The organism is Rhodococcus sp. 06-462-5 (assembly GCF_002258315.1).
Classification (GTDB): domain Bacteria; phylum Actinomycetota; class Actinomycetes; order Mycobacteriales; family Mycobacteriaceae; genus Rhodococcoides.
Genome location: NZ_NOYD01000038.1, coordinates 1 through 24,248 on the forward strand (window position 1 = coordinate 1; position 24,248 = coordinate 24,248).

At 66.1% G+C, this 24,248-nt stretch carries 25 protein-coding genes; 17 read left to right on the forward strand and 8 right to left on the reverse strand.

What is annotated here, in order from left to right; translation table 11 throughout:
• On the reverse strand, nucleotides 1-267 hold a 267-nt coding region (locus tag CH251_RS17215; RefSeq protein ID WP_306436848.1), incomplete at its 3' end, for a carboxyl transferase domain-containing protein.
• Nucleotides 268-363: 96 nt separating this feature from the next.
• Between CH251_RS17215 and CH251_RS17220 the strand changes: the two genes are divergently transcribed.
• The 4 genes from CH251_RS17220 to CH251_RS17235 are packed head-to-tail and all read left to right on the forward strand — an operon-like array spanning nucleotide 364 to nucleotide 3,893.
• On the forward strand, nucleotides 364-1,200 hold the full coding sequence (locus tag CH251_RS17220) for a biotin--[acetyl-CoA-carboxylase] ligase (protein WP_094614467.1): 837 nt from the start codon (nucleotides 364-366) through the stop codon (nucleotides 1,198-1,200).
• Nucleotides 1,201-1,247: 47 nt separating this feature from the next.
• Nucleotides 1,248-1,847 carry a PH domain-containing protein gene (locus tag CH251_RS17225; RefSeq protein WP_094614468.1) on the forward strand — a complete coding sequence of 200 codons (600 nt, stop codon included), beginning with the start codon at nucleotides 1,248-1,250 and terminating at the stop codon, nucleotides 1,845-1,847.
• 39 nt (nucleotides 1,848-1,886) lie between these two features.
• Nucleotides 1,887-2,567 (forward strand): response regulator transcription factor, encoded by a 681-nt coding sequence (locus CH251_RS17230; RefSeq protein WP_037190266.1) that lies wholly within the window; start codon nucleotides 1,887-1,889, stop codon nucleotides 2,565-2,567.
• Nucleotides 2,568-2,573: 6 nt separating this feature from the next.
• Nucleotides 2,574-3,893, forward strand: coding sequence for a HAMP domain-containing sensor histidine kinase (locus CH251_RS17235; RefSeq protein WP_094614242.1), 1,320 nt, complete (start codon nucleotides 2,574-2,576; stop codon nucleotides 3,891-3,893).
• Between the two features lie 5 nt (nucleotides 3,894-3,898).
• On the opposite strand, the gene CH251_RS17240 is transcribed toward CH251_RS17235, so the two are convergent.
• The gene (locus CH251_RS17240; protein WP_179272769.1) at nucleotides 3,899-4,459 is read right to left on the reverse strand and encodes a GtrA family protein; all 561 of its coding nucleotides are present in this window, start codon (nucleotides 4,457-4,459) and stop codon (nucleotides 3,899-3,901) included.
• Between the two features lie 147 nt (nucleotides 4,460-4,606).
• On the opposite strand from CH251_RS17240, the gene CH251_RS17245 reads away from it, so the two are divergent.
• The 3 genes from CH251_RS17245 (at nucleotide 4,607) to CH251_RS17255 (ending at nucleotide 6,811) form a co-directional block, all read left to right on the forward strand.
• The gene (locus CH251_RS17245) at nucleotides 4,607-5,860 is read left to right on the forward strand and encodes a 5-(carboxyamino)imidazole ribonucleotide synthase (RefSeq protein ID WP_094614244.1); all 1,254 of its coding nucleotides are present in this window, start codon (nucleotides 4,607-4,609) and stop codon (nucleotides 5,858-5,860) included.
• Nucleotides 5,861-5,951: 91 nt separating this feature from the next.
• Nucleotides 5,952-6,425 carry a 5-(carboxyamino)imidazole ribonucleotide mutase gene (gene purE / locus CH251_RS17250; RefSeq protein ID WP_094614245.1) on the forward strand — a complete coding sequence of 158 codons (474 nt, stop codon included), beginning with the start codon at nucleotides 5,952-5,954 and terminating at the stop codon, nucleotides 6,423-6,425.
• Nucleotides 6,422-6,811, forward strand: coding sequence for a hypothetical protein (locus tag CH251_RS17255; protein WP_373454963.1), 390 nt, complete (start codon nucleotides 6,422-6,424; stop codon nucleotides 6,809-6,811). The genes purE and CH251_RS17255 overlap by 4 nt, the downstream gene beginning before the upstream one ends.
• On the opposite strand, the gene CH251_RS17260 is transcribed toward CH251_RS17255, so the two are convergent.
• Complete coding sequence (locus CH251_RS17260; protein ID WP_094614247.1) at nucleotides 6,799-7,515, reverse strand: TIGR03089 family protein; 717 nt, start codon at nucleotides 7,513-7,515, stop codon at nucleotides 6,799-6,801. The two genes, CH251_RS17255 and CH251_RS17260, sit on opposite strands and share 13 nt — an antisense overlap.
• Nucleotides 7,516-7,574: 59 nt before the next feature.
• On the reverse strand, nucleotides 7,575-8,999 hold the full coding sequence (locus CH251_RS17265; protein ID WP_094614469.1) for an LCP family protein: 1,425 nt from the start codon (nucleotides 8,997-8,999) through the stop codon (nucleotides 7,575-7,577).
• 444 nt (nucleotides 9,000-9,443) lie between these two features.
• Here CH251_RS17265 and rfbD point away from each other — a divergent pair, with 444 nt between their 5' ends.
• The 3 genes from rfbD to CH251_RS17280 are packed head-to-tail and all read left to right on the forward strand — an operon-like array spanning nucleotide 9,444 to nucleotide 12,328.
• Nucleotides 9,444-10,298, forward strand: a complete 855-nt coding sequence (gene rfbD, locus CH251_RS17270; RefSeq protein ID WP_094614248.1) for a dTDP-4-dehydrorhamnose reductase — start codon at nucleotides 9,444-9,446, stop codon at nucleotides 10,296-10,298.
• A gap of 34 nt (nucleotides 10,299-10,332) precedes the next feature.
• Nucleotides 10,333-11,244, forward strand: a complete 912-nt coding sequence (locus tag CH251_RS17275) for a glycosyltransferase family 2 protein (RefSeq protein WP_094614249.1) — start codon at nucleotides 10,333-10,335, stop codon at nucleotides 11,242-11,244.
• Nucleotides 11,234-12,328, forward strand: coding sequence for a sugar phosphate nucleotidyltransferase (locus CH251_RS17280; protein ID WP_032397655.1), 1,095 nt, complete (start codon nucleotides 11,234-11,236; stop codon nucleotides 12,326-12,328). The genes CH251_RS17275 and CH251_RS17280 overlap by 11 nt, the downstream gene beginning before the upstream one ends.
• Before the next feature lie 13 nt (nucleotides 12,329-12,341).
• On the opposite strand, the gene CH251_RS17285 is transcribed toward CH251_RS17280, so the two are convergent.
• The 3 genes from CH251_RS17285 to cofD all read right to left on the reverse strand — a co-directional run bounded on the left by CH251_RS17285 (nucleotide 12,342) and on the right by cofD (nucleotide 15,250).
• Nucleotides 12,342-12,800: an NUDIX hydrolase gene (locus CH251_RS17285; RefSeq protein ID WP_094614470.1), complete on the reverse strand. Its 459-nt coding sequence runs from the start codon at nucleotides 12,798-12,800 to the stop codon at nucleotides 12,342-12,344.
• A 108-nt stretch (nucleotides 12,801-12,908) separates the two neighbouring features.
• Nucleotides 12,909-14,279, reverse strand: coding sequence for a coenzyme F420-0:L-glutamate ligase (locus CH251_RS17290; RefSeq protein WP_094614250.1), 1,371 nt, complete (start codon nucleotides 14,277-14,279; stop codon nucleotides 12,909-12,911).
• Nucleotides 14,276-15,250 (reverse strand): 2-phospho-L-lactate transferase, encoded by a 975-nt coding sequence (gene cofD / locus CH251_RS17295; protein ID WP_094614471.1) that lies wholly within the window; start codon nucleotides 15,248-15,250, stop codon nucleotides 14,276-14,278. Before cofD ends, CH251_RS17290 begins: the two co-directional genes overlap by 4 nt.
• Before the next feature lie 709 nt (nucleotides 15,251-15,959).
• Here cofD and CH251_RS17300 point away from each other — a divergent pair.
• Entirely contained in the window at nucleotides 15,960-16,193 is a 234-nt protein-coding gene (locus tag CH251_RS17300; RefSeq protein WP_027496498.1) for a WhiB family transcriptional regulator, read from the forward strand.
• Between the two features lie 31 nt (nucleotides 16,194-16,224).
• On the opposite strand, the gene CH251_RS17305 is transcribed toward CH251_RS17300, so the two are convergent.
• Nucleotides 16,225-16,704, reverse strand: a complete 480-nt coding sequence (locus CH251_RS17305) for a metallopeptidase family protein (protein ID WP_037189920.1) — start codon at nucleotides 16,702-16,704, stop codon at nucleotides 16,225-16,227.
• 72 nt (nucleotides 16,705-16,776) lie between these two features.
• Between CH251_RS17305 and CH251_RS17310 the strand changes: the two genes are divergently transcribed.
• The 6 genes from CH251_RS17310 to CH251_RS17335 all read left to right on the forward strand — a co-directional run bounded on the left by CH251_RS17310 (nucleotide 16,777) and on the right by CH251_RS17335 (nucleotide 24,214).
• The gene (locus CH251_RS17310; protein ID WP_179273397.1) at nucleotides 16,777-17,190 is read left to right on the forward strand and encodes a DUF3499 domain-containing protein; all 414 of its coding nucleotides are present in this window, start codon (nucleotides 16,777-16,779) and stop codon (nucleotides 17,188-17,190) included.
• Nucleotides 17,191-17,389: 199 nt separating this feature from the next.
• Complete coding sequence (locus tag CH251_RS17315; protein ID WP_094614251.1) at nucleotides 17,390-18,772, forward strand: phosphomannomutase/phosphoglucomutase; 1,383 nt, start codon at nucleotides 17,390-17,392, stop codon at nucleotides 18,770-18,772.
• 71 nt (nucleotides 18,773-18,843) lie between these two features.
• Nucleotides 18,844-19,986: a tobH protein gene (locus CH251_RS17320; RefSeq protein WP_094614252.1), complete on the forward strand. Its 1,143-nt coding sequence runs from the start codon at nucleotides 18,844-18,846 to the stop codon at nucleotides 19,984-19,986.
• Nucleotides 19,986-21,215, forward strand: a complete 1,230-nt coding sequence (gene manA, locus CH251_RS17325; RefSeq protein WP_094614253.1) for a mannose-6-phosphate isomerase, class I — start codon at nucleotides 19,986-19,988, stop codon at nucleotides 21,213-21,215. Before CH251_RS17320 ends, manA begins: the two co-directional genes overlap by 1 nt.
• A 149-nt stretch (nucleotides 21,216-21,364) precedes the next feature.
• Nucleotides 21,365-22,882, forward strand: a complete 1,518-nt coding sequence (locus tag CH251_RS17330) for an amino acid permease (protein ID WP_094614473.1) — start codon at nucleotides 21,365-21,367, stop codon at nucleotides 22,880-22,882.
• Nucleotides 22,883-23,110: 228 nt separating this feature from the next.
• Nucleotides 23,111-24,214 carry an alkane 1-monooxygenase gene (locus CH251_RS17335; protein WP_256979141.1) on the forward strand — a complete coding sequence of 368 codons (1,104 nt, stop codon included), beginning with the start codon at nucleotides 23,111-23,113 and terminating at the stop codon, nucleotides 24,212-24,214.
• Nucleotides 24,215-24,248 lie beyond the last annotated feature (34 nt).

A 24,248-nucleotide genomic window follows, 5' to 3' on the forward strand; every position in this document is an offset into this window, starting at 1 on the left:
GGGCCGGTTCTCGCCCAGTCCGAAGTTCTGGGAGCGGTGGCGGGCGAGGGCGTCGAGTTCGACGAACGAGCCCTCGTCGAGCAGGGCGGTGATCCGCTCGCGGGCGGTCAGCTTGCCTTTGGCGTGGACCTTGTCCACCGCTGCCTCACCGGACGGGATCTCCGCAACCGCGAGACGTTTACGAAGATCGGCCAATTTACCCGCAGTGGTATGGATATCGGGGGCTTCGGCCGACCCGTGTGCAGTGGAATCCTGGACGCTGGTCATGGGGCAACACTTTAACTGCGAGTGTGATCTGCGCCCCGACCGAGGGTGGTTCGCCGAGGCGGTCGGCCTGTCGGACGAGCCCATATGCTGGTGCGCATGTGGACAAACCTCGATCGCCCACCACTGGACGTGCGCGCTCTTCGCCGGGCTCTGGTGGACGGCCCGCAGGCCTCCTGGTCTCGGGTGGACGTGGTGCAGAAAACCGGTTCGACCAATGCGGACCTGATCGCAGGGGCAGCGAACTACGCGGACCGGACGGCACTGATCGCCGAACATCAGGACAGCGGACGCGGCAGGCACGCGCGACCGTTCTCCGGCGCGCCGCGGTCGCAGATTCTGGTGTCGATGCTGTTGAAGTTCCCCGGAATCGATCCGGCCGTGCTCGGGTGGGTGTCGCTCATGACCGGAATCGCACTGGTCGACGCGTTGCGCACCGTCGGTGAAGTCGATGCTCGACTGAAATGGCCCAACGACGTCCTCATCGGTGGCAAGAAGGTCTCGGGCATCCTGGCCGAGGTCGCCGCGCACGGGCCGTCGCCCACTGTCGTCATCGGGCTCGGAGTGAACGTGTCGATGACGGTCGACGAGCTGCCGGTACCCACGGCGACGTCACTGGCGCTGGAGGGGGCCGCGGTCCTCGACCGCGACACGTTGGTTCGGGCGATTCTGCGTGGAATGGCCGCCGAGGTCGACTCGTGGCGGGACTCGAACTGGAACACCGATGCCCTCGCCCACCGGTACCGGGAGAGGTGCGGCACCATCGGGCAGCGCGTGCGCGTCGATCTGCCCGGCGGCGACGAGAAGATCGGAACCGCGGTCGACGTCGACGAGCACGGCCGGATCGTGATCGAGGTCGAGCAACCCGGATCCGATCGGCCGTCGGTGCTGGCCGTGGCGGCCGGCGATGTGACTCATCTCCGACCTCTCTCGTGAGACCATATCGACTCGACGGAAGTCGTAGCGAGTAGTCAGGAGTGCACGTGGGTTATCCACAGGACGCGTTGGCGGACGAGGAAGAGCTCCTGCTCCATCATCACCCCCACTGGAAGATGCTCGTCCTGCCGTCGGTGACCTTCGTGCTCGTCACCGGCCTGGCCGGGGTCGGCCTCGGAATCGCGAGTGCGCGGCTCGAATCGACCGCTGCGAACGCCGCCATGATCGCCACCGCGGTGCTGTGGGCGGCGATCGTCGTGTGGCGGTGCCTGGTGCCGCTGATCAGCTGGAAGTGCACGCACTTCATCGTCACCGATCGGCGAGTGTTGATCAGGCAGGGCGTGCTCACCCACTCCGGCATCGATATTCCGATGAGCCGAATCAGCAACGTGCAGTTTCGGCACGGGCTCATCGACCGGATGTTGCGAACCGGGACGCTCATCATCGCGTCGGCTTCGGACGATCCGCTCGAGTTCGACGACATTCCGCACGTACAACGCGTGCATTCCTTGCTCTACCAGCAGGTATTCGACTCGATGGAGTACCGCCGCGAATCCGTGCACGGCCGGGACGCCGCGTTCGAGCCGATGCCCGAGGACTCGGCAGCCGAGTCCAAGCCCGGTTGGCGAGCTGGGAAACGCAGGTAACACAGGCTGTTCTCACTTTCGAACCGTAGGGTGACCGATGTGACCGACGTGCTGCTTGCCGAAGACGACGAAGCCATCGCTGCGCCCCTGTCCCGAGCTCTCGGGCGCGAGGGCTACACGGTGACCGTCGAACAGACCGGCCCCGCAACCCTTCAGCGCGCGCTGGACGGAAAGTTCGACCTGTTGATACTCGACCTCGGCCTGCCGGGGATGGACGGTCTCGAAGTGTGTCGGCAGGTGCGTGCCAACCGATCCGAGGTCGCCGTACTCATGCTCACCGCACGAACCGACGAGGTCGACTTCGTGGTGGGTCTCGACGCCGGGGCCGACGACTACGTCGGCAAGCCCTTCCGGCTCGCCGAGCTCATGGCCCGCGTACGTGCGTTGCTCCGCCGCCGAGGTGCCGGGGAGGATTCCCCGATCGAGGTCGGTGCCATTCGTCTCGAACCTGCTGCACGACGCGTCCTGGTCGGCGGCACCGAGATATCTCTCGCCAACAAGGAATACGAGCTGCTCAAGGTCTTGCTCGACCACGCGGGCCAGGTCGTCTCTCGCGAGGTGATCCTGCGTGAGGTCTGGGGCGACGCGGAGCTGCGCGGATCGAAGACCCTCGACATGCACATGTCCTGGCTACGCCGAAAGATCGGCGACGAAGGACCCGTCGCCGAGCGTCGTATCGCGACGGTGCGCGGCGTCGGCTTCCGTATCAACAGCGACTAGCGGTCGATGCGGCGTCGAATTCTGGTTTCGATTCTCGCTGTCGTCGTCATGACGGCGCTGCTGCTCGGCTTGCCCCTGATGTACACCGCCTGGCTGTGGGTGGAGGATTTCACCCGCAACGACCTGCAGGCACGCCTGGATCGAATGGCGGCGGAGATCATCTCGCAGGAAGGGTCCGCGGGGCTGATCGAGGGCCAGCTCGACATCGGCTCGCTCCGGTTGGCGATCCCGCAGGGTGGCCGGCTCGTGGTGATCTACCCGACTCCCGAGGATGCCGCATCGCGAGCGGACATCGGGCAGTCGTCCGTGCCTCGACCACTGGTGGAGTCGCTGTCGATGGGTACCTCGGGTTCGCTTCGCCTCGAAGTGCCGTCCGACGACATGCGTTCCCTTCAGCGTCAGGCGCTCGGAGCGGTGACTCTCGTCGTTCTCGCCTCTGCGATGGCAGGCACCGTCGTGGCCGTAGCGACAGCCAAGCGGCTGGCCGACCCGTTGCAGGATGTGGCGCGGCGCGCTGCCCGCCTGGCCGAGGGCGACTTCCGGCCGGACCCACGACGGCACGGTATCGCCGAACTCGATCGGGTCTCGGAGGTTCTCGATTCGGCGACGGTCGAGATCGCCGGACGGCTGCAACGTGAACACACATTGGTCGCCGATGTCTCGCATCAGCTTCGCAGCCGTCTGACCGCTGTCCGACTACGTCTGGACGAGATTTCCACGCATCCGGACCCGGCAGTGGTCGACGAGGCCAACGAAGCGATGGATCAGGTGGACCGACTGACTCTCGCTATCGACGAGCTCGTTCGATCCTCGCGTAGTGACGGCGCGGCCGACGCGCACGAGGTCTCGGTCGTCGACGAACTGATCGGCACCATCGTCGAGTGGCAGCGAAACTTCGAGGACGTGGGGCGGACCCTGGTGATCAAGGGTGACGCTGATCTGAAGGCCTCGGTGACCGGCTCGCGGTTGCGCGAAGCGGTCTCGGTTCTGGTGGACAATTCTCTGGTGCACGGAGAAGGCGCGTGCACGGTGGCGGTTCGGGCCGTCTCGGCCGTCGAGAGCACCGAGGGACGCCGTGAACGACTGGTCTGTGTGGAGGTCTCGGACGAGGGACCGGGGGTGAGCAACGAACTTGCTCCGCACATCTTCGACCGTGGATTCTCCGGAGCCGGTTCCACCGGTGTCGGGCTCGCGCTGGCCCGGGCGCTGATCGAGGCGGACGGCGGCAGGCTGGAACTGCAGCGACGCCGTCCGGCGCTCTTCTCGGTATTCCTGCCTGCGTGGCGTGAACCGTCGGCTGCCGTGCCTCGACGCGAGCCGCGCTGAGCGTCTCAGGGAAGGTCGAGTGCGTCCGCTGCGTCGGTCGGGTCTTCGTTGCGTTCGGCGTCCACTTCCAAGATGGTGCGCGCGTTGTCCTCGGGAAAGGCGAAGCGGCGCAGTGCCCAGAACCGGAATGCCATCTGCAACAGGTTGCCGATGATGTAGTTCAGGACGAAGTCGATGATGACCACCGTCGTCAGGGATTCACTGGTGTCGCGAATGTCGAAGACGTTGTTCGCGATCCACAGGGGACCGGCCGCGATGAGCACGCCGATGCCGCTGATCGCGAAGAAGAGCAGTGCCTCGTGGTGCCGCTCGCGTCCGCCGCGATGCTTGAAGGCCCATTCGCGGTTGAGGAAGTAGCTGAGCAGGGTGGCGAGAACACCCGAGATGATCTTGGCGATCACCGGCTTCTGCTCGAGCACCGTCAAACTCAGCGAGTAGAAGATGACGAGGTCGAATACCATCGTTGTGCCACCGACAATGGCGAACTTGATCAGCTCACTGTGCCGAATCGCGAGGTCCCGAATGGGCGTGGGTAAGCGCTGAAGCACGCTTGCGATCGTCGGCACAACGGTGAAGTCTACGAAACCCACCCCGGATTCGCCGAACCGAGGCTCCGATCATCAGGGTTTCCACAGGTCCTCGCCCAGCAAGTGGCCCGGCGGGCCGGACGCCGGTTCGGACCGAATGCGTGCGACATGACACCATGGTGAGCCGTGACAGGTACCGAACCGCGCCCCACCGCTGCGCGCCCGTCGTCGACCGGAATGCCCGTGGTGACGATGATCGGCGGCGGTCAGCTCGCCCGAATGACTCACCAGTCCGCCATCGAGCTGGGACAGACTCTTCGCGTCCTCGCCGCGGGTGCCGACGAGCCGGCAGCTCAGGTCAGCCCCGACGTCGTCTTCGGGCACCACGACGACCTCGATGCGCTGCGCACGGCCGCAACCGGTTCCAATGCGCTCACCTTCGACCACGAGCAGGTGCCCACCGAGCACCTCGAGACTCTCGTGGCAGAAGGCGTCAACGTACAACCGCCGCCGAGCGCGTTGATATTCGCCCAGGACAAACTGCGCATGCGTCGCAAGCTCGCCGAACTCGGTGCGCCCGGCCCCGCTTACGCGGAGGTGTCGTGGGCGCAGGACGCGATTGCGTTCGGAGACGAGCACGGGTGGCCGGTGGTGCTCAAGGCCGTTCGCGGCGGCTACGACGGGCGTGGCGTCTGGATGCCCGCCGACGCCGAGGAAGCCGAGGCGATCGTCACTGCCCAGCTCGACCTGGGTGTACCGCTCATGGTCGAGGAGAAGGTCGCCATGCGCCGCGAGTTGTCGGCGATGGTCGCACGGTCGCCGTTCGGCCAGGGTGCCGCGTGGCCCGTCGTGCAGACCGTGCAACGCAACGGCCAGTGCGCCGTCGTGCTGGCACCTGCTCCCGACCTCGACGAGGACGTGGCCACGTTCGCAGGCCGGTTGGCCCTCGACATCGCAGGCGCTCTCGGCGTCGTCGGAGACCTCGCCGTCGAACTGTTCGAGACCACCTCGGGCAAGCTGCTGGTGAACGAACTCGCCATGCGACCCCACAACTCCGGTCACTGGACCATGGACGGGTGCCGCACCTCGCAGTTCGAGCAGCACCTGCGTGCGGTACTCGACTACCCGCTCGGTGACACCGATCCACTCGCTCCGGTGACGGTGATGGCCAACATTCTGGGCGCGCCCGAAGCCCCCGAGATGACGATGGACGAGCGGCTGCATCACCTGTTCGCCCGCATGCCCGATGCGAAAGTGCATCTGTACGGCAAGAGCGAACGCAAGGACCGCAAGATCGGCCACGTGAACATCCTGGGCGCGCAGTCGGGTTCGCTCACCGACCCCGCCTACGTGGCCTCGGTGCGCGAGCGAGCCGAACGCGCAGCGCACTGGATGTCGCACGCCGAATGGACCGACGGATGGGACCCTCACCATGACTGACAACACTCCTGCCCCCGATGGTCGTTCCGCAGGCTCCACTCCTGCCCCCGATGGTCGTTCCGCAGGCTCCACTCCTGCCGTAGGCCTGATCATGGGCAGCGACTCCGACTGGCCGACGATGGAAGCCGCGGCAGAAGCGCTCGCGGAGTTCGGAATTCGGTTCGAGGTCGGCGTCGTCTCCGCTCACCGCACCCCGCAGCGCATGCTCGACTACGCCCGCGATGCCGCAGGCCGCGGGATCCGAGTGATCATTGCCGGGGCCGGGGGAGCGGCCCACCTGCCCGGCATGGTCGCGTCGGCGACGCCCCTACCGGTCATCGGCGTTCCGGTGCCGCTGAAGTACCTCGACGGTATGGACTCGCTGCTCTCGATCGTCCAGATGCCCGCCGGCGTTCCCGTGGCCACGGTCTCCATCGGTGGCGCACGCAACGCAGGGCTGCTCGCGGTCCGGATTCTCGGTGCATCCGATCCGGCTCTGCAAGAACGGATGGCTGCTTTCCAGGCCTCGCTCGAGGCCATGGTGCTGGAGAAGGACAAAGCGCTGCGCACCACTCTGCTCGGGTGAGCGCAGCCGTGTCACGCAGCGAGCAGATCGAGCGCGCAGGTCGCGGTAGTCGGCAGTCCATGCTCGTGACACGGCTGGCGTTGCTCTATGCCCGGCTCTGGCGCGGTACGGCGCAGTTCGACGACGAATTCTCCCTGTTCGTCTGCACCGGGCTGCGCGGTGGATTCGGCCGCGGCGGAACGACATTCGGTGGTGCCTATCTGACAAAAGGCAACACCGCCCGTCGGGTATTGCGGCACGAGGCCGTACACGCAGACCAATGGGCGAACTACGGGCTCACCTTCCCGTTCCGCTACCTCGCCGAAGAAGCGCGGCACCGGGGCCCGGCGAACAAGTACGAGATCGAGGCCGGACTCGCCGACGGCGGCTACCGTCAGCCCGGCTGAGCAGCAGTGGCGGTGACTTTTTCGGTCTCGGCGCGCCGCTGCGACTTCGTCTCGTCCGGATTGGCCACCTGAACCAGTGACGCACCCACGACGAGAACCGAGAGCAGACCGTCGATCAGCTCGTCGGCCGTGGTCCAGGACGCGCTGGAGGCGACCCGGTCCGAGGCCGTCCACGACCGTGCGTCGGCTCGCTCACGAGCGGCAGCGAGTACTTCGTCCACCGAACGCCCGTCCAGCGCCGCGCCTGCGCCAGTGGCTCTGAATTGATCGCCGTGCACCCGCACCGACGTCGCGTAATCGGTCATCCCGATCGGCAGATCGGGGACCGCCTTGCCGAATGCGTCGAGCGAGAACGCCAACACCTCGTCTGCCTCGGGAGACTCGTCGAGTCGATCCCCGGACACCATCGCCACGTCCGCGGAGTCGTCGGCCCCGATGACCACCTCGCCGCCTGCCCACCAGATTCCCAGCAGCGCCGCGGCGGTCTGCCAATGCGCGGGCAACAGGACACTCACCCTGCCACCCACTTCGAAGGCGAATTCGTCGCGCAGCAGGTTGGCGGTCTTGGCAGCCCAGTTCGCGAGGGTCACCGCCGACACCTCGACCCGCTCACCGGTCGCATCGTCGTAGAACGTCACGCGCGGACCGGCCGGATCGGCGGCGAGAATCGGGTCGAGCAGGGTCTGAGTCAGATTCGAAGCCACCCCACGACCCTAGATGACGCTCGACGACCCCGATTCACACGCTCGGCGAGCGGCACCGATCAGTTGACGCACATCGGACCGGTGGAACCGGCGTCGATCGGAGCGGCCGGTGCCTCGGGAACCGCCGTACCCGATTCGGGAGCAATGGTTTCCGCAGTCGCGGCCTGGCCCGAGCCGGGCCCCGCGTAGTCGTTCGCGAGGACCACGCGCACTGTGTCCGCAGGCAGCGAGTCGTCGGCCGTGATCTGCAGATCGCCCAGGGCCGCCGAGACGGCGCGCGCGGCATCGCTGTCCACATCGGCAGCCTGGATACGGCTCGCGGAAATCGACGAGCCCTCGTAGTTGCCGATGGTGCCGTCGACGTATCCCAATGCTGTCAACGAACCGGCGACACCGTTGGCGAGTCCGTCGATGCCGCTGTCGTTCGCGACGTCGACCGTCACCGTCGACGGATCGACAACCGGTGCGTCCGAATCCTCGGCGTTGGTCTCCGCCGAATTGCCGTCGCCGAGCAGTCCTTCGACGTACTTCTTCACCGCAGCCGGATCGACCTGCACGATCGATTCGCCGTAGTCCGTCGTCGCATTGATGTCGACTGCGGGGATCGTCTCGAACTTGACCTTGCCGCCGGCGAGATCCTGCAGGCGAGTGGCGAACTGCAGAATGTCCCAGTCGGAATCGAGCGTCACCGATCGCTGGACCGCAGTGCTGAGCTGGCCCAGTTTTCCGGGGTTGCTCAGCGTCTGGGCGCTGAGCACACTCCGCACGAGCGAGGCCATGAACACCTGCTGGCGCACGATGCGGTCCAGATCTCCGCGGGGAAGATCGTGCCGCTGTCGGACGAAACTCAGAGCCTGCGAACCGGAGAGCTTCTGCTCGCCCGCCGGGAAGTTCGCACCCGACAGCGGTTCCTGCACAGGGTTGTTCAGACATACCTCGACCCCGCCGACGGCATCGGTCAGCAGCACGAAGCCGAGCAGACCCACCTCGGCGTAGTGATCGACGGTGATGCCGGTGAGGTTGGCGACGGAGTCGATGAGGGCCTCGCGCCCGGCTTCGGTTGCCTGTGATTCGGCATCGGCATCGGTGACACCCTGCTCCACCAATTCGAGCCGCTTGTTCTCTTTCGTCGCGCCGTACGCAGCGTTGATCTTCGACATCCCGATACCGGGAACCTCGACGTACGAGTCTCGCGGGATGGAGATCGCAGTGGCCGACGAACCGTCGTTCGGGACGCGGATAAGCACGATCGTGTCGGTGTTGGACGCCACCTCTTCGCCAGCGTTCAGAGACGCGAGCTCAGCGGGAGACAACGCGTTGCCGTGGGCATCCGTACGACTGTCGGTGCCGACCATCAAAATGTCGACGGCACCATCGGCGGCTCCGCCGAGACCGAGACCACCCGCGGTGGCGATGTTGGAGCGCAGGCTGTCGACACTGCGCCATGCGAAACCGGTCACCAGCAGAACGAGGATCGAGAGCACCGCGACCGCGACGTGGGTCGCAGGCCAGCGGGTACTGCCGACGCGAGGCGACCCGCCGTCGGATTCGGGTTGCTCGACGCCACCGCGGGGGCTGCGTCGATCCGGCCGGCGCGATCTGTCCGCACGTTCGCTGCGAGTTCTCTGTCTGCCTTCGCCTCGGAGTTCGTCGCCGACGTATCGGTGGGCAGCGCCCACCTCGTCGCGGGGGCGGCCTGTGGCGCGGGCTCGGGGGCCGTCGGGTCGCCGGGGAGCGCTTCGCCTCGGCGGGGGAGTGCGTTCACCTCCGGGCGTGCCTGGATCTCGTGGCACCGTGACGACCCTCTCTCGTTTCCGGCCGGTCTGAAACACCCGCCTACTTCGTTGTTCTCCCCCCGCCGTTCGAAGGTTACTTGTCACCGGTCGCTGCCTCGCCGAAGCGAACGCGGCGTGCCACACTTGGCAACCGTGAATGCGATCGTGGTGACCGGTGCACACGGCCAGTTGGGCCGCCGAGTGATGTCTCTGGCCGCCGAACGAGGTGACGGTGTCGAGGTGTCCGGATATTCCTCCGCCGACCTGGACATCACCGACCCCGACGCCGTGGCTGCGGCGGTGAGCGCGGGGGCAACGGTGATCAACTGTGCTGCGTACACCGCCGTCGATGCCGCCGAGACCGACGAGGCCAGGGCGTCGGCCGTCAACGCGGACGGCCCTCGAAATCTCGCGCGCGCCTGCGGGCGTGTCGGAGCCCGGTTGATCCACGTCTCCACCGATTATGTGTTCGACGGCACAGCAACCGAACCGTACGAGGTCGATGCGAAGACCGCACCGCAGTCGGCGTACGGACGCACCAAGCTCGCCGGTGAGCTCGCTGTGCACGAGGAACTGCCCGAGGCCGTGATCGTGCGAACCGCCTGGGTGTACGACAACACGGGCAAGAATTTCGTCACCACGATGCGCCGACTCGAAGGTGAGCGCGAGACGATCTCTGTGGTGAACGACCAGATCGGTTCGCCCACGTTCGCCCTCGATCTGGCGTCGGGCCTGCTCGAGATCGAAGCCGACCCTGCTGTGCGCGGACGAACGCTGCACTACACCAATGCTGGGCAGGCCAGCTGGTTCGACCTCGCACGCGCGGTGTTCGCTGGGATCGGTGCCGATCCCGAGCGAGTGCAGCCGTGCTCGAGCGCCGAGTACGTGGTTCCGGCACCTCGGCCCGCGTACTCGGTGCTGTCGCCGACCGCGTGGGTCGATGCCGGTCTGACCCCGGCGCGGCCGTGGTCGGACGCGCTGACGGCAGCCTTGACGCAGTCGACATGAGGGTTCGACGCGAGATCGGGCTAGTCTTGCCCGCGTGAGTTCCGAGCTGGCCGTGGTGACGGTGACCTATTCACCCGGCGAATACCTTGACCAGTTCCTGACGTCTCTACGTGAGGCGACGACGCGTCCCCTTCGGGTGATCATGGCGGACAACGGCTCGGTCGACGGCACGCCCGAGGCAGCCGAGGTCGCGTTCGAGGAGGCGGAGCTGCTGCGCACCGGCGCGAACATCGGCTACGGCGCAGCAGTCAATCGCGCGGTGGCCGCGATCGACCCCGACGTCGAGTTCGTCGTCGTGGCCAATCCCGACGTGCGGTGGCATCCCGGATCCCTCGACGGCCTGCTCGACGCTGCGGTGCGGTGGCCGCGGGCGGGTGCCCTCGGACCGCTCATCCGCGAGCCCGACGGCTCGCGGTACCCGTCGGCACGGACGGTGCCCGATCTCACGTCCGGCGCGGGCCATGCGGTGCTGGGCAAGCTGTGGCCCACGAACCCGTGGACCCGACGGTATCGCCAGGAGAACGAGACGGTGAGTGAGCGACCCGTGGGGTGGCTGTCGGGATCCTGCCTGTTGCTGCGGCGTTCGGCGTTCGACTCGATCGGTGGATTCGACTCGCGCTACTTCATGTACATGGAGGACGTGGATCTCGGCGACCGGCTCGGCCGAGCGGGCTGGCACAACGTCTACGTTCCCGATGTCGAGGTGACCCACTCGAAAGGCCATGCGGCAGGACGGCATCCGGAAGTGATGTTGCCCGCACATCACACCAGCGCGTACCGCTTCCAGGCCGATCGGCACGACCGGACGTGGCAGGCTCCCTTACGATGGGCCCTGCGCGCAGGTCTCGGTCTTCGCTCGAAGATCGTTGTGGCCTCGGCGCTTCGAGCGCGAGCAGTTGACGGACGAGTATCGGACGAGAGAACAGAGGCTGGACATGTCGGATAGTTCCACATCGGGTGCCGCACGTACCGACGCAGTCATCTTGGTGGGCGGCAAGGGAACTCGGCTCCGGCCGCTGACGCTCTCGGCACCCAAGCCGATGCTCCCCACCGCAGGACTGCCGTTCCTCACGCACCTGCTGGCGCGCATCAAGGCCGCCGGTATCGAGCACGTGGTTCTCGGCACATCGTTCAAAGCCGAAGTGTTCGAGCAGCATTTCGGGGACGGATCCTCGCTCGGCATCGAACTCGAGTACGTCTTCGAGACCGAGCCGATGGGCACCGGTGGAGGCATCAGAAACGTACTCCCGCGTCTGCGCGCCGAGAACGTCATGGTCTTCAACGGCGACGTCCTGGGCGGCACCGATCTGACGGCGGTTCTCGACACGCACCGAACCACCGACGCCGACGTCACACTGCACTTGGTTCGCGTCGGTGACCCGCGCGCGTTCGGTTGCGTACCGACGGACGAATCCGGCCGAGTGACAGCGTTTCTCGAAAAGACTCAGGATCCGCCGACCGATCAGATCAACGCGGGCTGCTACGTCTTCAAGCGCGAGATCATCGAGTCCATTCCTTCCGACCGCCCGGTGTCGGTGGAGCGAGAGGTGTTCCCCGCGTTGCTCGCCGAGGACAAGAAGGTCTACGGGCACGTCGACAGTGCGTACTGGCGCGACATGGGAACGCCGGAGGATTTCGTCAAGGGCTCGGCCGATCTGGTTCGCGGCATCGCGCCGTCGCCTGCACTGCACGGTGATCGCGGCGAATCACTGGTTCATCCGGGTGCAGGCGTGGCACCGGGTGCCTTGCTGATCGGCGGAACCGTCGTCGGGCGCGGTGCCGAGATCGGGGCGGGTGCCCGCCTCGACGGTGCCGTCGTGTTCGACGGTGCGATCGTCGAGGCAGGGGCCGTCGTCGAGCGGTCCATCCTCGGCTTCGGTGCACGCATCGGACCCCGCGCACTGGTACGCGACGCGGTCATCGGAGACGGTGCGGACATCGGTGCTCGCTGCGAGTTGCTCCGCGGCGCGCGCGTGTGGCCCGGGGTCAAGTTGCCCGACGGTGGAGTCCGCTTCTCCACCGACGTCTGACGCGAGATCGCCCCTAGCGGCGGCGGGCAAGCGCGACCAGGTGGTCGATCGTCTCCCGTTCGGCGTCGTCGGGCAGTGCATCGACCGGCCACCAGCGTAAATCCGTCGATTCCTCGCTGCGAACTGCCTGTGCGCCGTCCGGAGCCCGGACCAGAAACCTCAGGTCGAGGTGCCGCGTCGGCTTACCGAGGGAGCACGTGATCGGGTGGGTGTGCGCCGAGAGCAGCACCGGATCGACCGTCAGATCGGCTATCCCCGATTCTTCGGTGGCCTCCCGTAGCGCCGCGTCGACAACCGTCTCGTCCGTCGGTTCGCAGTGTCCGCCGAGTTGAATCCACCGACCGACCTTGGGATGAAGCGTCAGCAGCACGTGGGTTCCCGACGTGTCGAGTACCAACGAGGACGCGGTGAAATGGCCGGCCTCGTTGGCGCGGAGGCAGGCGTTCGGGTTGCTGTCGAGAAACGCCAGCATGGTGTGCCGAAGTGATTCGTCGCTCGAGTCCGACGGTGCCCATCGATCGAGCGATGCTCCGACCGAACTCCACAGGGTCGAATGAGGCGGCGTGGACGCGGACACGACTCAGAGCTCCACTAGCGAGGATCCGGGCACCACTGGATCTCGAACGGTCAGCGATTCGCTCGGGTGTCCGATTGCAATGGCTCCCATCGCTTTCCAGTCCGCGCGCAGGCCGAGTTCGGCGCGCACGGTATCGGCGGCGAAAATCGTCGAACCGATCCAGCAGCTGCCCAGATCGCGCACCGCGAGTGCGACGAGCAGCCCTTGGACGGCGGCACCGACCGCAACGGTGAACATCGTGTCCTCCGCGGCCCGACGCCTGTCGTCGGGGTACGAGTGCGCACCGTCGGGCACGCAGAACGGGATCACGATCTCGGGGGCGTCGAACAAGATGTCACCGCGGCCGAGTCTGGCGGCGATCCGCTCCTCGCTCAGCCCGTCTCCGGCCAGATCGGCACGCCATTGCTCGCGCATCGTCTCGAGCAGCCGGCGCCGCACAGCGGGGGTCCTGACCCAGACGAACCGAACCGGACGGGTGTGGTGCGGGGCCGGAGCGGTGAGGGCATCGGCAACGGCCGATCGAACGGCGTCGGGATCGACCGGTTCCTCGGTGAACGAGCGCACCGACCGTCGGAGCAGCAGCGCTTCGCGTCGACCACGATCGAGTGCCTCGGCGGTCCCGAGCCAGAACAGATCGTCCTCGCCGCCGCGCAGCAACGTCGCCGCGGTGGAACCGTCGTCGACGGGAGTCAGTCCGCGCACGACGGCGATCGGAACCCCGCCGAGCTTCCCCTTCACCAAATCGCCCGCAGCAGCGAGCTCGTCGGCGATCGCGACCTCGGTGACGACTAGCTCGTTTCCTTGACCGTCCTCGGCTCCGGCGTATGCATGGACGACGCCCAGGCCCGCCGCACCGATGGCGGCGTCGGTCTGGCCGATCCGCCATGCCCGCCCCATGGTGTCGGTGACGACCACGGCGACCGTCACCCCCAGCAGCGCACCGAGTGCAGAGCGAAGCGCTGCGGCACTGGCGTCGGGGTTCTCCGGCAGCAGCGCCAGTTCGCCGCCGTCGACGTTGGAGCCGTCGATTCCCGACGCGGCCTGCACGATGCCGAGTCGATTCTCGGTGATGAGAGTTCGGCCCTTGCGGGCGACGATGCGCACGGCTTCCTGTTCCACCAGGACTCTGCGGGCGGCATCTCGCTCGTCCGCATCGCGGGGTGCCTGCACCAGACGGCCCTCGACCTTGGACAGGATCTTGCTGGTGACGATCAGGATGTCGCCGTCACGCAACCACGGCGCGCGGTCCGCGACGGTCGCAGCCAGATCGTCGCCCGGCCGGAACTCGGGGAGCCCGGTCACCGGAAGAATTTCGATCGCCCCGCCGGGAGCGTGATCACCCGGTGCGGTGTGTGTGGAGTGGGAGTCGGTCACAGGTCGAGTCCGGCCGCGCGCAGTGCCGTGCGTGCCATCACTGCAGTGGTCTCGGGGTCGGTCATCAGCAACGGAACCGACTGGACGTCCACTCCGTCGACGACCGCCGTGTCGGTGGTGTGCACCAGCCATGCGTCGAGAATGCCGGTACCGCTTCGACTTCCGTAGTGACGACCCACCGCCTGCGCCGTGGTCTCGACTCCGATGACGGACAGGCACTCGTCGGCCATGCCGCGCAACGGCTTACCGTCGACGACGGGGGAGAGGCCGACCACCTTGGCGGCCGTCGTCCGTAGCGCCCCGCGGATGCCCGGTACTGCGAGGATCGCTCCGACGCTCACCACCGGATTGGACGGTGCGAGGATCACGGCGTCGGCCTCGGCGATCGCGTCCACCACTCCCGGTGCCGGAGTTGCCTGTTCGGCACCGATGTTGGCGAAGCTGTGGGTCGGAATCTGTGCGCGGTACCGAACCCACCACTCCTGGAAGTGAATTGCGCGCTGCTGATCACCGCTCGGGTCGTCGGGATCGGTGACGACGACATGCGTCTCGGAGCGATCGTCGGTGACGGGCAGGAGCCGGACTCCGGGTTGCCAACGGTTGCACAGAGCTTCGGTGACGGCGGACAGCGGAAAGCCGGTGCGCAACATACGACTGCGGATCAGGTGCGTGGCGATGTCGCGGTCGCCGAGTCCGAACCAGTCGGGATCGGCACCGTAGGCTGCCAATTCGTCCCGAGCGTTCCAGGTCTCCGCGATGCGACCCCAGCCGCGATCGGTGTCGATTCCTCCGCCGAGGGTGTACATGCACGTGTCGAGATCCGGGCAGATGCGGAGTCCGTGCATCCACACGTCGTCGCCGACGTTGACCACAGCGGTGATCTCGTGCTCGGGCTCGTCGCCGAACAAAGTTTTGAGACCCTGAAGGAACCGAGCGCCACCGACGCCACCGACCAGAACAGTAACTTTCACAACACGCGAGCCTAGTGGGGTTGCGGTGGTGCGGGGTGAGCGCCCACCCGGTGCCGCACCGTCCGCGTGGACCGTTTGCGACGGCGAGAACCGATGCGACACGCAGGGGACGGGCTCCGATCCGGGGAGAGCGCCGATTTCGGGCATGTGATGGTATTGGATTTGCGCGATCGGCTTGACCGCGACACACCTGGACGTGTCTAATCACAGGTATGTCATTCAGTGTTCGCAGCACGAGTTCGATTGCGGCGAACCTGGTTTCGAACACTCGTTCCCTTCCTCTTCGTCCCTGACTGGACGTCGAGTAGAGGTCGAGAGTCGGACCGGCACGTTGGACCAGCTCGATCGAATACCCGCGCGGGGCAAGGTATTCGAGAACACGAGGACCGAAAGTATCTGCGCTACCACAGGTGAGGAGGCGGAAGCGATGTATGACCAGCACGTGACACGTGATCAGCGGGGCGGACCCACTGCACATCTCAGCGCTGTCGACGACGCGCCGCAAACCGAGTCCGGCATCGGCGCAGATTCGAGCGTCTCGATCGACGCGGGTTCTGCGTACGTCCTACCGACGGACGAGGCCGACGTCGATGTCACCGACGCCGACGTCGAACTCGATTCGGATTCCGACGTCGACTCCATGCCGTTCGTCGCCGAGTCGGTTCCACCGGCCAAGCCGTTCCTCAGTCTCGTCGCGGGTTTCGACGAGATGTTCGAGGAAATCGAGGACCAGTGGCAGGAACGCGCCCTGTGTGCGCAGACCGACCCCGAGGCGTTCTTCCCCGAAAAGGGTGGCTCCACCCGAGAGGCCAAGCGCATCTGCCTCGGCTGCGAGGTCAAGGACGAGTGCCTCGAGTACGCGCTCGCCAACGACGAGCGGTTCGGCATCTGGGGCGGGCTGTCCGAGCGGGAACGTCGCAGGCTCAAGCGCGGAATCGGCTGAGTGGTTCGGTTCCGTCTCCCGACGGAGTGATCTACTCCCCGGCCGGGTCGACTTCGTCCGGGTCTATGCCCAGATACGTGGCGACCTGCTCGACCAGAACTTCGAACAGCAGATCTTCCAGATCCTCCGGGTGCTTGGCGCGCCGTTCCAACGGTCGCCGGAACAGCACCACCCTGGCGCGTGTCGTCTCTCCGCGCTTGTCGATCCCGGCGGGTACGAGTCGTGAGAGCGGTACCGGGCCTTCCGCCACCACCTCGGGTGGCCACGTCACCGATTCCGGATCCAACGCCCTGATCTTGGGTACCTCGTCCACGGCGATGTCGAGTTTCGAGAGCTTCTCGTGCCACCGATGATCGATCCGAGCGAACGCCTCGAGCACCAGCCGGTCGAACTTCTCCGCTCGTGAACGCCTGGCCGGGATGTCCTCGGGCAGAACCGGTCCGCGCACGCCGCGGCCGTGCCGGGCCACGGACCGAGAGGTGATCCTGCGCGCGGAAGAGAATCGAGGCATAGGGGGAGGTTATCGCGCTCGTCCGGTGTGTCGGTCGTTCGGTCGGTTGCACCCACCGGATACTCTGCACTCGTGAGATCACTGCGTGGCTGCTGCAGGCCTGGTTGCAACCGTTCTGCCGTTGCGACGCTCACATACGTCTACTCCGATTCCACCGCGGTCGTCGGGCCGCTGGCCACAGTCGACGAGCCGCATTCCTGGGATCTGTGCGAGGTGCACGCGTCGACCACCACCGCTCCCAAGGGCTGGGAACTGGTGCGGTACGAAGGCGGCTACTCGACGTCCAGCCCCGACGAGGACGATCTGACGGCCCTCGCGGAAGCCGTACGCGAAGCGGGTCGCGGCGATCGCGTCCGCTCCGAGGATCGTGAGAGCTCCGACCGCTCGATCGCTCGGCCGTCCGACACCGAACGCCGATCCGCTGCTCCGGCCGTCCGAACGGGCAGGCGCGGGCACCTTCGAGTTCTTCCCGACCCCACGTCCTGAGCCGCCCGAGCACACCGAGTGTGGTGTGCATCGGTCCGACTGGCCGGTCCGTCTGCCGTCTGGCAAGGTTCCGGGAGGAGCAGGACCGAAACGGACCGCGACGGTCCGCCGATACTTGGTGTGAATCGCACCGCTACCGACGCTCGATATCCGACGCCGATGTGCGGCGTCGTGGACAACGATCACCAGGAGAAACTTCGTGGCCCGAACCGCAGAGTCCGTGAACGCCGTCATCAAGGCCTACGACGTCCGTGGCGTCGTAGGCGAGCAGATCGACGAGGCGTTCGTACGCGACGTCGGTGCATCGTTCGCACGATTGGTTCGTGACGAGGCAGGGGCCGCGCGTTCGGTTGTCATCGGGCACGACATGCGTGATTCCTCGCCGGCGCTGTCTCGGGCGTTCGCCGACGGCGTCACCGCGCAGGGACTCGACGTGGTGCACATCGGCCTGGCGTCAACCGATCAGCTCTACTTCGCCTCGGGCCTGCTCGAATGCCCGGGAGCGATGTTCACCGCCAGTCACAACCCGGCGAAGTACAACGGGATCAAGCTCTGCCGCGCAGGCGCGAAGCCCGTGGGCCAGGACACCGGCTTGGCCACGGTGAAGGCCGAGTTGGTGGACGGCGTACCGGAGTTCGACGGCCCGGCCGGGACCGTGACGTCTCGTGACGTGCTGGCCGAGTATGCCCAGTTCCTGCGCGACCTGGTCGATCTGTCGGGTATCCGCTCCATGAAGATCGCGGTGGATGCAGGCAACGGCATGGGCGGACACACCGTGCCCGCCGTGTTCGCCCCGCTGCCGGTGACGATCGAACCGTTGTTCTTCGAACTCGACGGCAGCTTCCCCAACCACGAGGCCAATCCACTCGACCCGGCGAACCTGGTGGACCTGCAGCGATTCGTCGTCGAGACCGGTTCGGAGATCGGCCTTGCCTTCGACGGCGACGCCGATCGATGCTTCGTCGTCGACGAGAAGGGCGACCCGGTGTCACCATCGGCCGTGACCTGTCTGGTGGCCGAGCGCGAGCTGGCCAAGGAGCCGGGCGCGGTCGTCATCCACAATCTGATCACCTCTCGCGCGGTGCCCGAGCTGGTCGAGAAGCTCGGTGGCACGCCGGTCCGCACCCGAGTGGGGCACTCCTTCATCAAGCAGCAGATGGCCGACACCGGAGCGATATTCGGCGGAGAGCACTCTGCGCACTACTACTTCCGTGACTTCTGGGGAGCAGACTCCGGCATGCTCGCCGCGCTGCACGTCCTCGCTGCCTTCGGTGCACAGGATCGCCCGCTCTCGGAAATGATGGCCACCTACGAGACCTACAGCGCTTCGGGAGAGATCAACTCGACGGTCGGTGACGCAGCCGAACGCACCGAGGCGGTCCTCGCGGCGTTCGCGGATCGGACTGCGGGCATCGACCGACTCGACGGTGTCACGGTCGATCTCGCCGACGGTGCCTGGTTCAACCTGCGGGCATCCAACACCGAACCGCTGCTCCGGCTCAACGTCGAAGCACGCACCGCAGCGGATGTCGACGCGCTTTCGACAGAGATCTTGAGCATCGTTCGCGCCGGACTGGAATAGTGGTTACCACGGGTTCATGAGTGGGTATGCAGACGTTTCGAGCGGGTGAGGTAAGGGGAGGTGTCGCAGCCATGACGGCAGTGTCGTCTCTGGTCGATCTCGACGATTCGGATGCTCTCATCGCAGCCGATCGTGAGGGATCCCTGCGCAGCGCAGCGCTCGCGGGCGCGCAGGTGCGTGCCGTCGCGACGGCGGTCGACGAATCGGTTCTCGCCCGGTTGGCCGATCTGCGTCCCCGGAGCGTGGTGATCGTGACCGGCGACGGGCGGAGCAGTCGGGCAGCGTCGTTGCTCGTCGCCGCGCTCGGTGATCGCCTCGGGGTCCCTCTCGTACGCAGCACCGGAACCCCGCCGTGGATCGGCCCACTCGACGTGGTGGTGGTGGCCGGCGACGACGCCGGGGATCCACGTCTGGCCGAGTCGGTGGACGCGGCAGCCCGGCGCGGTGCCGAAGTCGTGGTGGTCGCCCCCGAGGAGGGGCCTCTGCGTGCCGTCCGAGGAGCCAGGGTCATGTGGCTGCCGCCGCGAATCGCGGTCCGCGACCACAATGCTCTGATGCGCTACCTCGCGGCGTTCGTGGCGGTACTCGGGGCGGTTGCCGGCGGATCGTGGAAGACGTTGCTGCCCAATTTGTCTCGTCTTGCCGACCTGCTCGACGCGGAGGCGGTGAGAAACAGCCCGTCCAACGAGATGTTCCACAATCCGGCCAAGGCCCTCGCCAGTGGGTTGAGCGGTCGGCGGGTGGTGCTGACCGGGGGCAGTCCCGCTGCGGTCGAGGTGGCTCGGCACGGCAGCGAGGTGCTGCTGCGCGTGGCGGGTGTCGTCGTCGGTGCGGGGGAGTTGGGCGACGTCATTGCCGCGTCCATCCGGGCGTCCGTCGTCGAATCATCGCGGACCTCACAGACTTTCGACTCCTTCTTTCACGACGAACAACTCGACGGACCACCGCCTGCGCTTCCGATGCGCGTCGTCGTGGTGGCGTCGGACGACGATCGCGCGATGACCGAACGACGAATCGCCGGTGTACCGGAATCGGAGATGTTGCTCGCCGATTCGAGTGAGGCGGTGTTCGGCGGCGAGCGCGCGAGATCCGAATTCGACAACCCCGCACCGGTGCAGGATCCGGATAGACTCTCGGTGCTCGACACGATGTCCGTGTTGGCCACGCGGTTGGACACCACTGCCGCGTATCTGCTGTTGATGGGCGGTAACTAGTGCAGCTTCTGCGAGGCGCGGTTCGGTCCTACGCATGGGGTTCGCGAACCGCTCTGGCTCGGATCCAAGGGCGCCCGGTGCCGTCCGATCATCCCGAGGCGGAGATCTGGCTCGGCGCGCACCCGGCCGACTCCGCGCTCGTGGTGCACGAGGGCGGCAGTACACCACTGATCACGCTGATCGACGACGATCCGGGTACTCATCTCGGTGGCTCCGCGCAGCACTACGAGTCGCGCCTGCCGTACCTGCTGAAACTGCTTGCCGCGGAAGAGCCGTTGTCTCTGCAGGCGCATCCCAGCAGTGCTCAGGCCCGTGAAGGCTTTGCACGCGAGAACGCCGCGGGTGTCCCCATCGACTCTCCGGTACGCAACTACCGGGATCCGAACCACAAGCCCGAACTGATCGTCGCGCTCACGGAGTTCGAGGCGTTGGCGGGCTTCCGGCGGCCCGCCGACACCGTCGAACTACTCGACGCGTTGGCCGTTCCCGCTCTGAGTGGGTATCGAACCCTGCTGGCCGCCCAGCCCGATGCTTCGGGGCTGCGCACCGTGTTCACCTCGTGGATCACGCTGCCCGGCCAGGCACTGGACGACGTGTTGCCTGCCGTCGCCCAAGGATGCATCGACTATCTCTCCGGTCCCGCACGCACGGACGGTGGACGATTCGCCGCCGAGGCCAGAACTCTGCTCGAGCTGGGGGAGTCGTACCCCGGCGACGCCGGAGTGCTCGCGGCGCTGCTGCTCAATCGGGTGAACCTGACTCCCGGCCAGGGTCTGTACCTCGACGCCGGAAATCTGCACGCGTATCTGCGCGGTACCGGTGTGGAGATCATGGCGAACTCCGACAACGTGCTGCGCGGCGGACTGACTCCCAAACACGTCGACGTCCCGGAACTGTTGCGGGTGCTCGATTTCGAGCCGGCCGACATCTCGCCCATCACCCCGGGTGTCGACGATCGACCGACCTACCTGTATCCGACGCCTGCACCCGAATTCGCGCTGAGCCGAACGGCGGTTGCGGCGGGGGAGACGGTCACCGTTCCCGGCTCCGGCCCGAGAATCCTGCTGTGCACGAGTGGCACCGTCCAGGCCGGTACCGAAGGCCGACAGTTCGAGCTGACGGTGCCGCAGGGCAGCTCGGCATGGATACCCGCTGCAGACGAATCCGTCACCGTGACCGCCGATTCGGGCGAGGCCGAGGTGTTCGTGGCCTCCGTGGGCCGCCTGTAGATCGCGTGTTCACGGGCGTCGGCCGATTCGAACCGCGAGATCGGTCGGATCGGGTGCCGGTAGGCAATAGTCTGATGCCACAGTGAATCGAAGTGACGGATGAGTTCGGTGATCCGTCGGCAGATGTGAAGTGGCGATACGGAGACCCGATGACCAGAGCAGACCGGCCCGCGAAGACCCCGCGTACGACGGGTTGGTTCCGGACCAAATCGATCGAGCAGTCGATCCAGGACACCGACGAACCGGACACGAAACTTCGGAAAGAACTCGGTTCCTGGGATCTGACCGTGTTCGGCGTCGCCGTCGCAGTCGGTGCCGGCATCTTCACCCTGACCGCACGGACCGCCGGAAACGTTGCGGGACCGGCAGTGTCGTTGGCCTTCGTGCTCGCTGCGATCGCCTGTGGCCTCGCGGCGCTGTGCTACGCGGAGTTCGCGTCGACGGTGCCCGTGGCCGGAAGCGCGTACACGTTCTCGTATGCGGCGTTCGGTGAGTTCATCGCCTGGATCATCGGATGGGATCTCATCCTCGAGTTCGGCCTCGCTGCCGCCGTGGTGGCCAAGGCATGGTCGCTCTATCTGGGCGATCTGCTCGGTACGGCCGCTCCGGTGCTCGAGATCGGCTCACTGAACTTCGACTGGGGTGCCCTGCTGATCGTGGTGGTCCTGACGGTGCTCATCGCGTCGGGTACCAAGTTGTCCTCACGGGTGTCGCTGGTGATCACCGCGGTGAAGGTCATCGTCGTTCTTTTCGTCGTGGTCGTCGGTGCCTTCTACATCAAGGTTGCCAACTACGATCCCTACATTCCGCCGTCGGAGCCTGCGTCGACCGGCGAGGGGCTGCACCAGTCGTTGTTCTCGTTCGTCACCGGTGCCGGCGGCAGCACCTTCGGTTGGTACGGACTGCTGGCCGCGGCATCGCTGGTGTTCTTCGCGTTCATCGGATTCGACGTGGTGGCAACGACTGCCGAAGAGACAAAGGAACCGCAGAAGGCTCTCCCACGCGGAATTCTCGGATCGCTCGCGATCGTCACCGTGCTGTACGTGGCCGTCACTCTTGTTCTGACCGGAATGGTCAAGTACACCGATCTGGCCGGTGACAGCTCCACGCTGGCGACGGCATTCGAGCTGAACGGTCTGACCTGGGCCAAGAACATCATCTCGTTCGGCGCACTCGCCGGTCTGACGACCGTGGTGATGGTGTTGATGCTCGGGCAGACCCGCGTGCTCTTCGCGATGTCGCGCGACGGATTGGTGCCGCGGGGACTGGCACACACCGGAAGCAAGGGCACGCCGGTTCGGACGACGATTCTGGTCGGTGTCATCGTCGGGCTGCTCGCGGCCTTCGTTCCCCTCGGCACACTCGAGGAAATGGTGAACATCGGCACGCTGTTCGCGTTCGTTCTGGTCTCGGCCGGGGTCCTCGTACTGCGCCGAACTCGCCCCGACCTCGAGCGTGGCTTCCGCGTTCCGTGGGTTCCGCTGGTGCCGATCCTCGCCGTGCTCGCGTGCCTGTGGCTGATGCTCAACCTGTCGGTCGAAACATGGCTGCGTTTCCTGGTCTGGATGGCCGCCGGGGTCGTCATCTACGTCGTGTACAGCAGGCGGCACTCGGTGATGGGGCTTCGAGAAGCCGACAAAATTCGTCACGAGAAGTCGGAGCACTGACCTGCGACTTTCGGCTGAGTTTAGATAGCGTCACATCAGACCGCGGGAATGTTATACCCTCGAAAACAGACTTGGAGGACTCAAAAAGTTCGATGAGAGGGTGTTGCAACAGTGAGTGTGGACGGCCGAATCACTTCTACGGAGGATTCGGGTGTCGCTTTCGGGGGGCGGGATTCGAAGGCCAGTGAACGGTCGGTTCGCTGGCAGGACAACAAACGCTATCTATGGATGCTGGGGCTGTTGGCCCCGGCGTCGGCATTGCTGCCGTCGCAGTTGGTCTACTGGACTGGGATGCCGCTGTTCTGGTGGAGCGGCGTACTGGTGTTCTTCGTGATCATTCCGGTGATCGACCTGATCGCAGGCGAGGACGGGCACAACCCGGATGCCTCGGCCAGTGAAAAGCTGCAGAACGATCGGTACTACCGGTGGTGCACGTACCTTTTCCTGCCCGTTCAGTTCGTCGGACTCTTCGTCGCATGCTGGATGTGGGCGTACGGCGATCTGAACGTGGTGGACAAGATCGGCCTCGCGGTGACGGTGGGCCTGGTGGCAGGCACCGGTATCAATGCCGCTCACGAACTCGGCCATCGCATCGAGCAGCACGAGCGCTGGTTGGCCAAGATCGCTCTGTCCCAGACGCTGTACGGGCACTTCTTCGTCGAGCACAACCGCGGACACCACGTTCGGGTGGCGACGCCCGACGACCCCGCGAGCGCACGACTCGGCGAGAGCGTGTGGACCTTCGTTCCGCGCAGTACCGTCTTGGGTCTCGCCTCCGCCTGGAAGCTCGAGGCGCAGCGACTTCGGCGCAAGGGCCGCTCGGTCGCGAGCCCGACCAATGCCCTGCTGCACACGTGGTTGCTCAGCGTCGTGCTGTTCGGCTCGTTGCTGATCGTGTTCGGCTGGTCCATCGCGCCGTACCTGCTGCTGCAGGCCGTCGTCGGATTCGTTCTGCTCGAGATGGTGAACTACGTGGAGCATTACGCCTTGCTCCGCGAAACGAACGATAAAGGCAGATACGTTCGGTGCTCGCCCCGCCACAGCTGGAACAGCGACAGGATATGCACCAACATATTTCTGTACCACCTGCAGCGACACAGCGACCACCACGCCAATCCGGGCAAGCGCTATCAAACCCTGCTCTCCTGCGACGAGGCTCCGCAGTTGCCCGCCGGCTACGCGTCGATGGTGATCCTCGCCGCAATTCCGCCGCTGTGGCGTCGGGTGATGGATCCGCGGGTATCGGCGCACTACCAGGGAGATATCGCCCGCGCGAACATCCTGCCCCGAAAACGGGCTCGAATCCTGGCGCGAGCCGGACGAAACGGGTAGAGCGGGTTCTCGACGGTCGGTCGATTCGCCGGTT

Coding starts and splice junctions, on each gene's coding strand:
- CH251_RS17220 (WP_094614467.1), top strand. CDS start 364: ATGTGGACAAACCTCGATCGCCCACCACTGGACGTGCGCGCTCTTCGC.
- CH251_RS17235 (WP_094614242.1), top strand. CDS start 2,574: ATGCGGCGTCGAATTCTGGTTTCGATTCTCGCTGTCGTCGTCATGACG.
- purE (WP_094614245.1), top strand. CDS start 5,952: ATGGGCAGCGACTCCGACTGGCCGACGATGGAAGCCGCGGCAGAAGCG.
- CH251_RS17280 (WP_032397655.1), top strand. CDS start 11,234: ATGTCGGATAGTTCCACATCGGGTGCCGCACGTACCGACGCAGTCATC.
- CH251_RS17285 (WP_094614470.1), bottom strand. CDS start 12,800: ATGCTGGCGTTTCTCGACAGCAACCCGAACGCCTGCCTCCGCGCCAAC.
- CH251_RS17300 (WP_027496498.1), top strand. CDS start 15,960: ATGTTCGAGGAAATCGAGGACCAGTGGCAGGAACGCGCCCTGTGTGCG.
- CH251_RS17305 (WP_037189920.1), bottom strand. CDS start 16,704: ATGCCTCGATTCTCTTCCGCGCGCAGGATCACCTCTCGGTCCGTGGCC.
- CH251_RS17320 (WP_094614252.1), top strand. CDS start 18,844: ATGACGGCAGTGTCGTCTCTGGTCGATCTCGACGATTCGGATGCTCTC.
- CH251_RS17330 (WP_094614473.1), top strand. CDS start 21,365: ATGACCAGAGCAGACCGGCCCGCGAAGACCCCGCGTACGACGGGTTGG.
- CH251_RS17335 (WP_256979141.1), top strand. CDS start 23,111: ATGCTGGGGCTGTTGGCCCCGGCGTCGGCATTGCTGCCGTCGCAGTTG.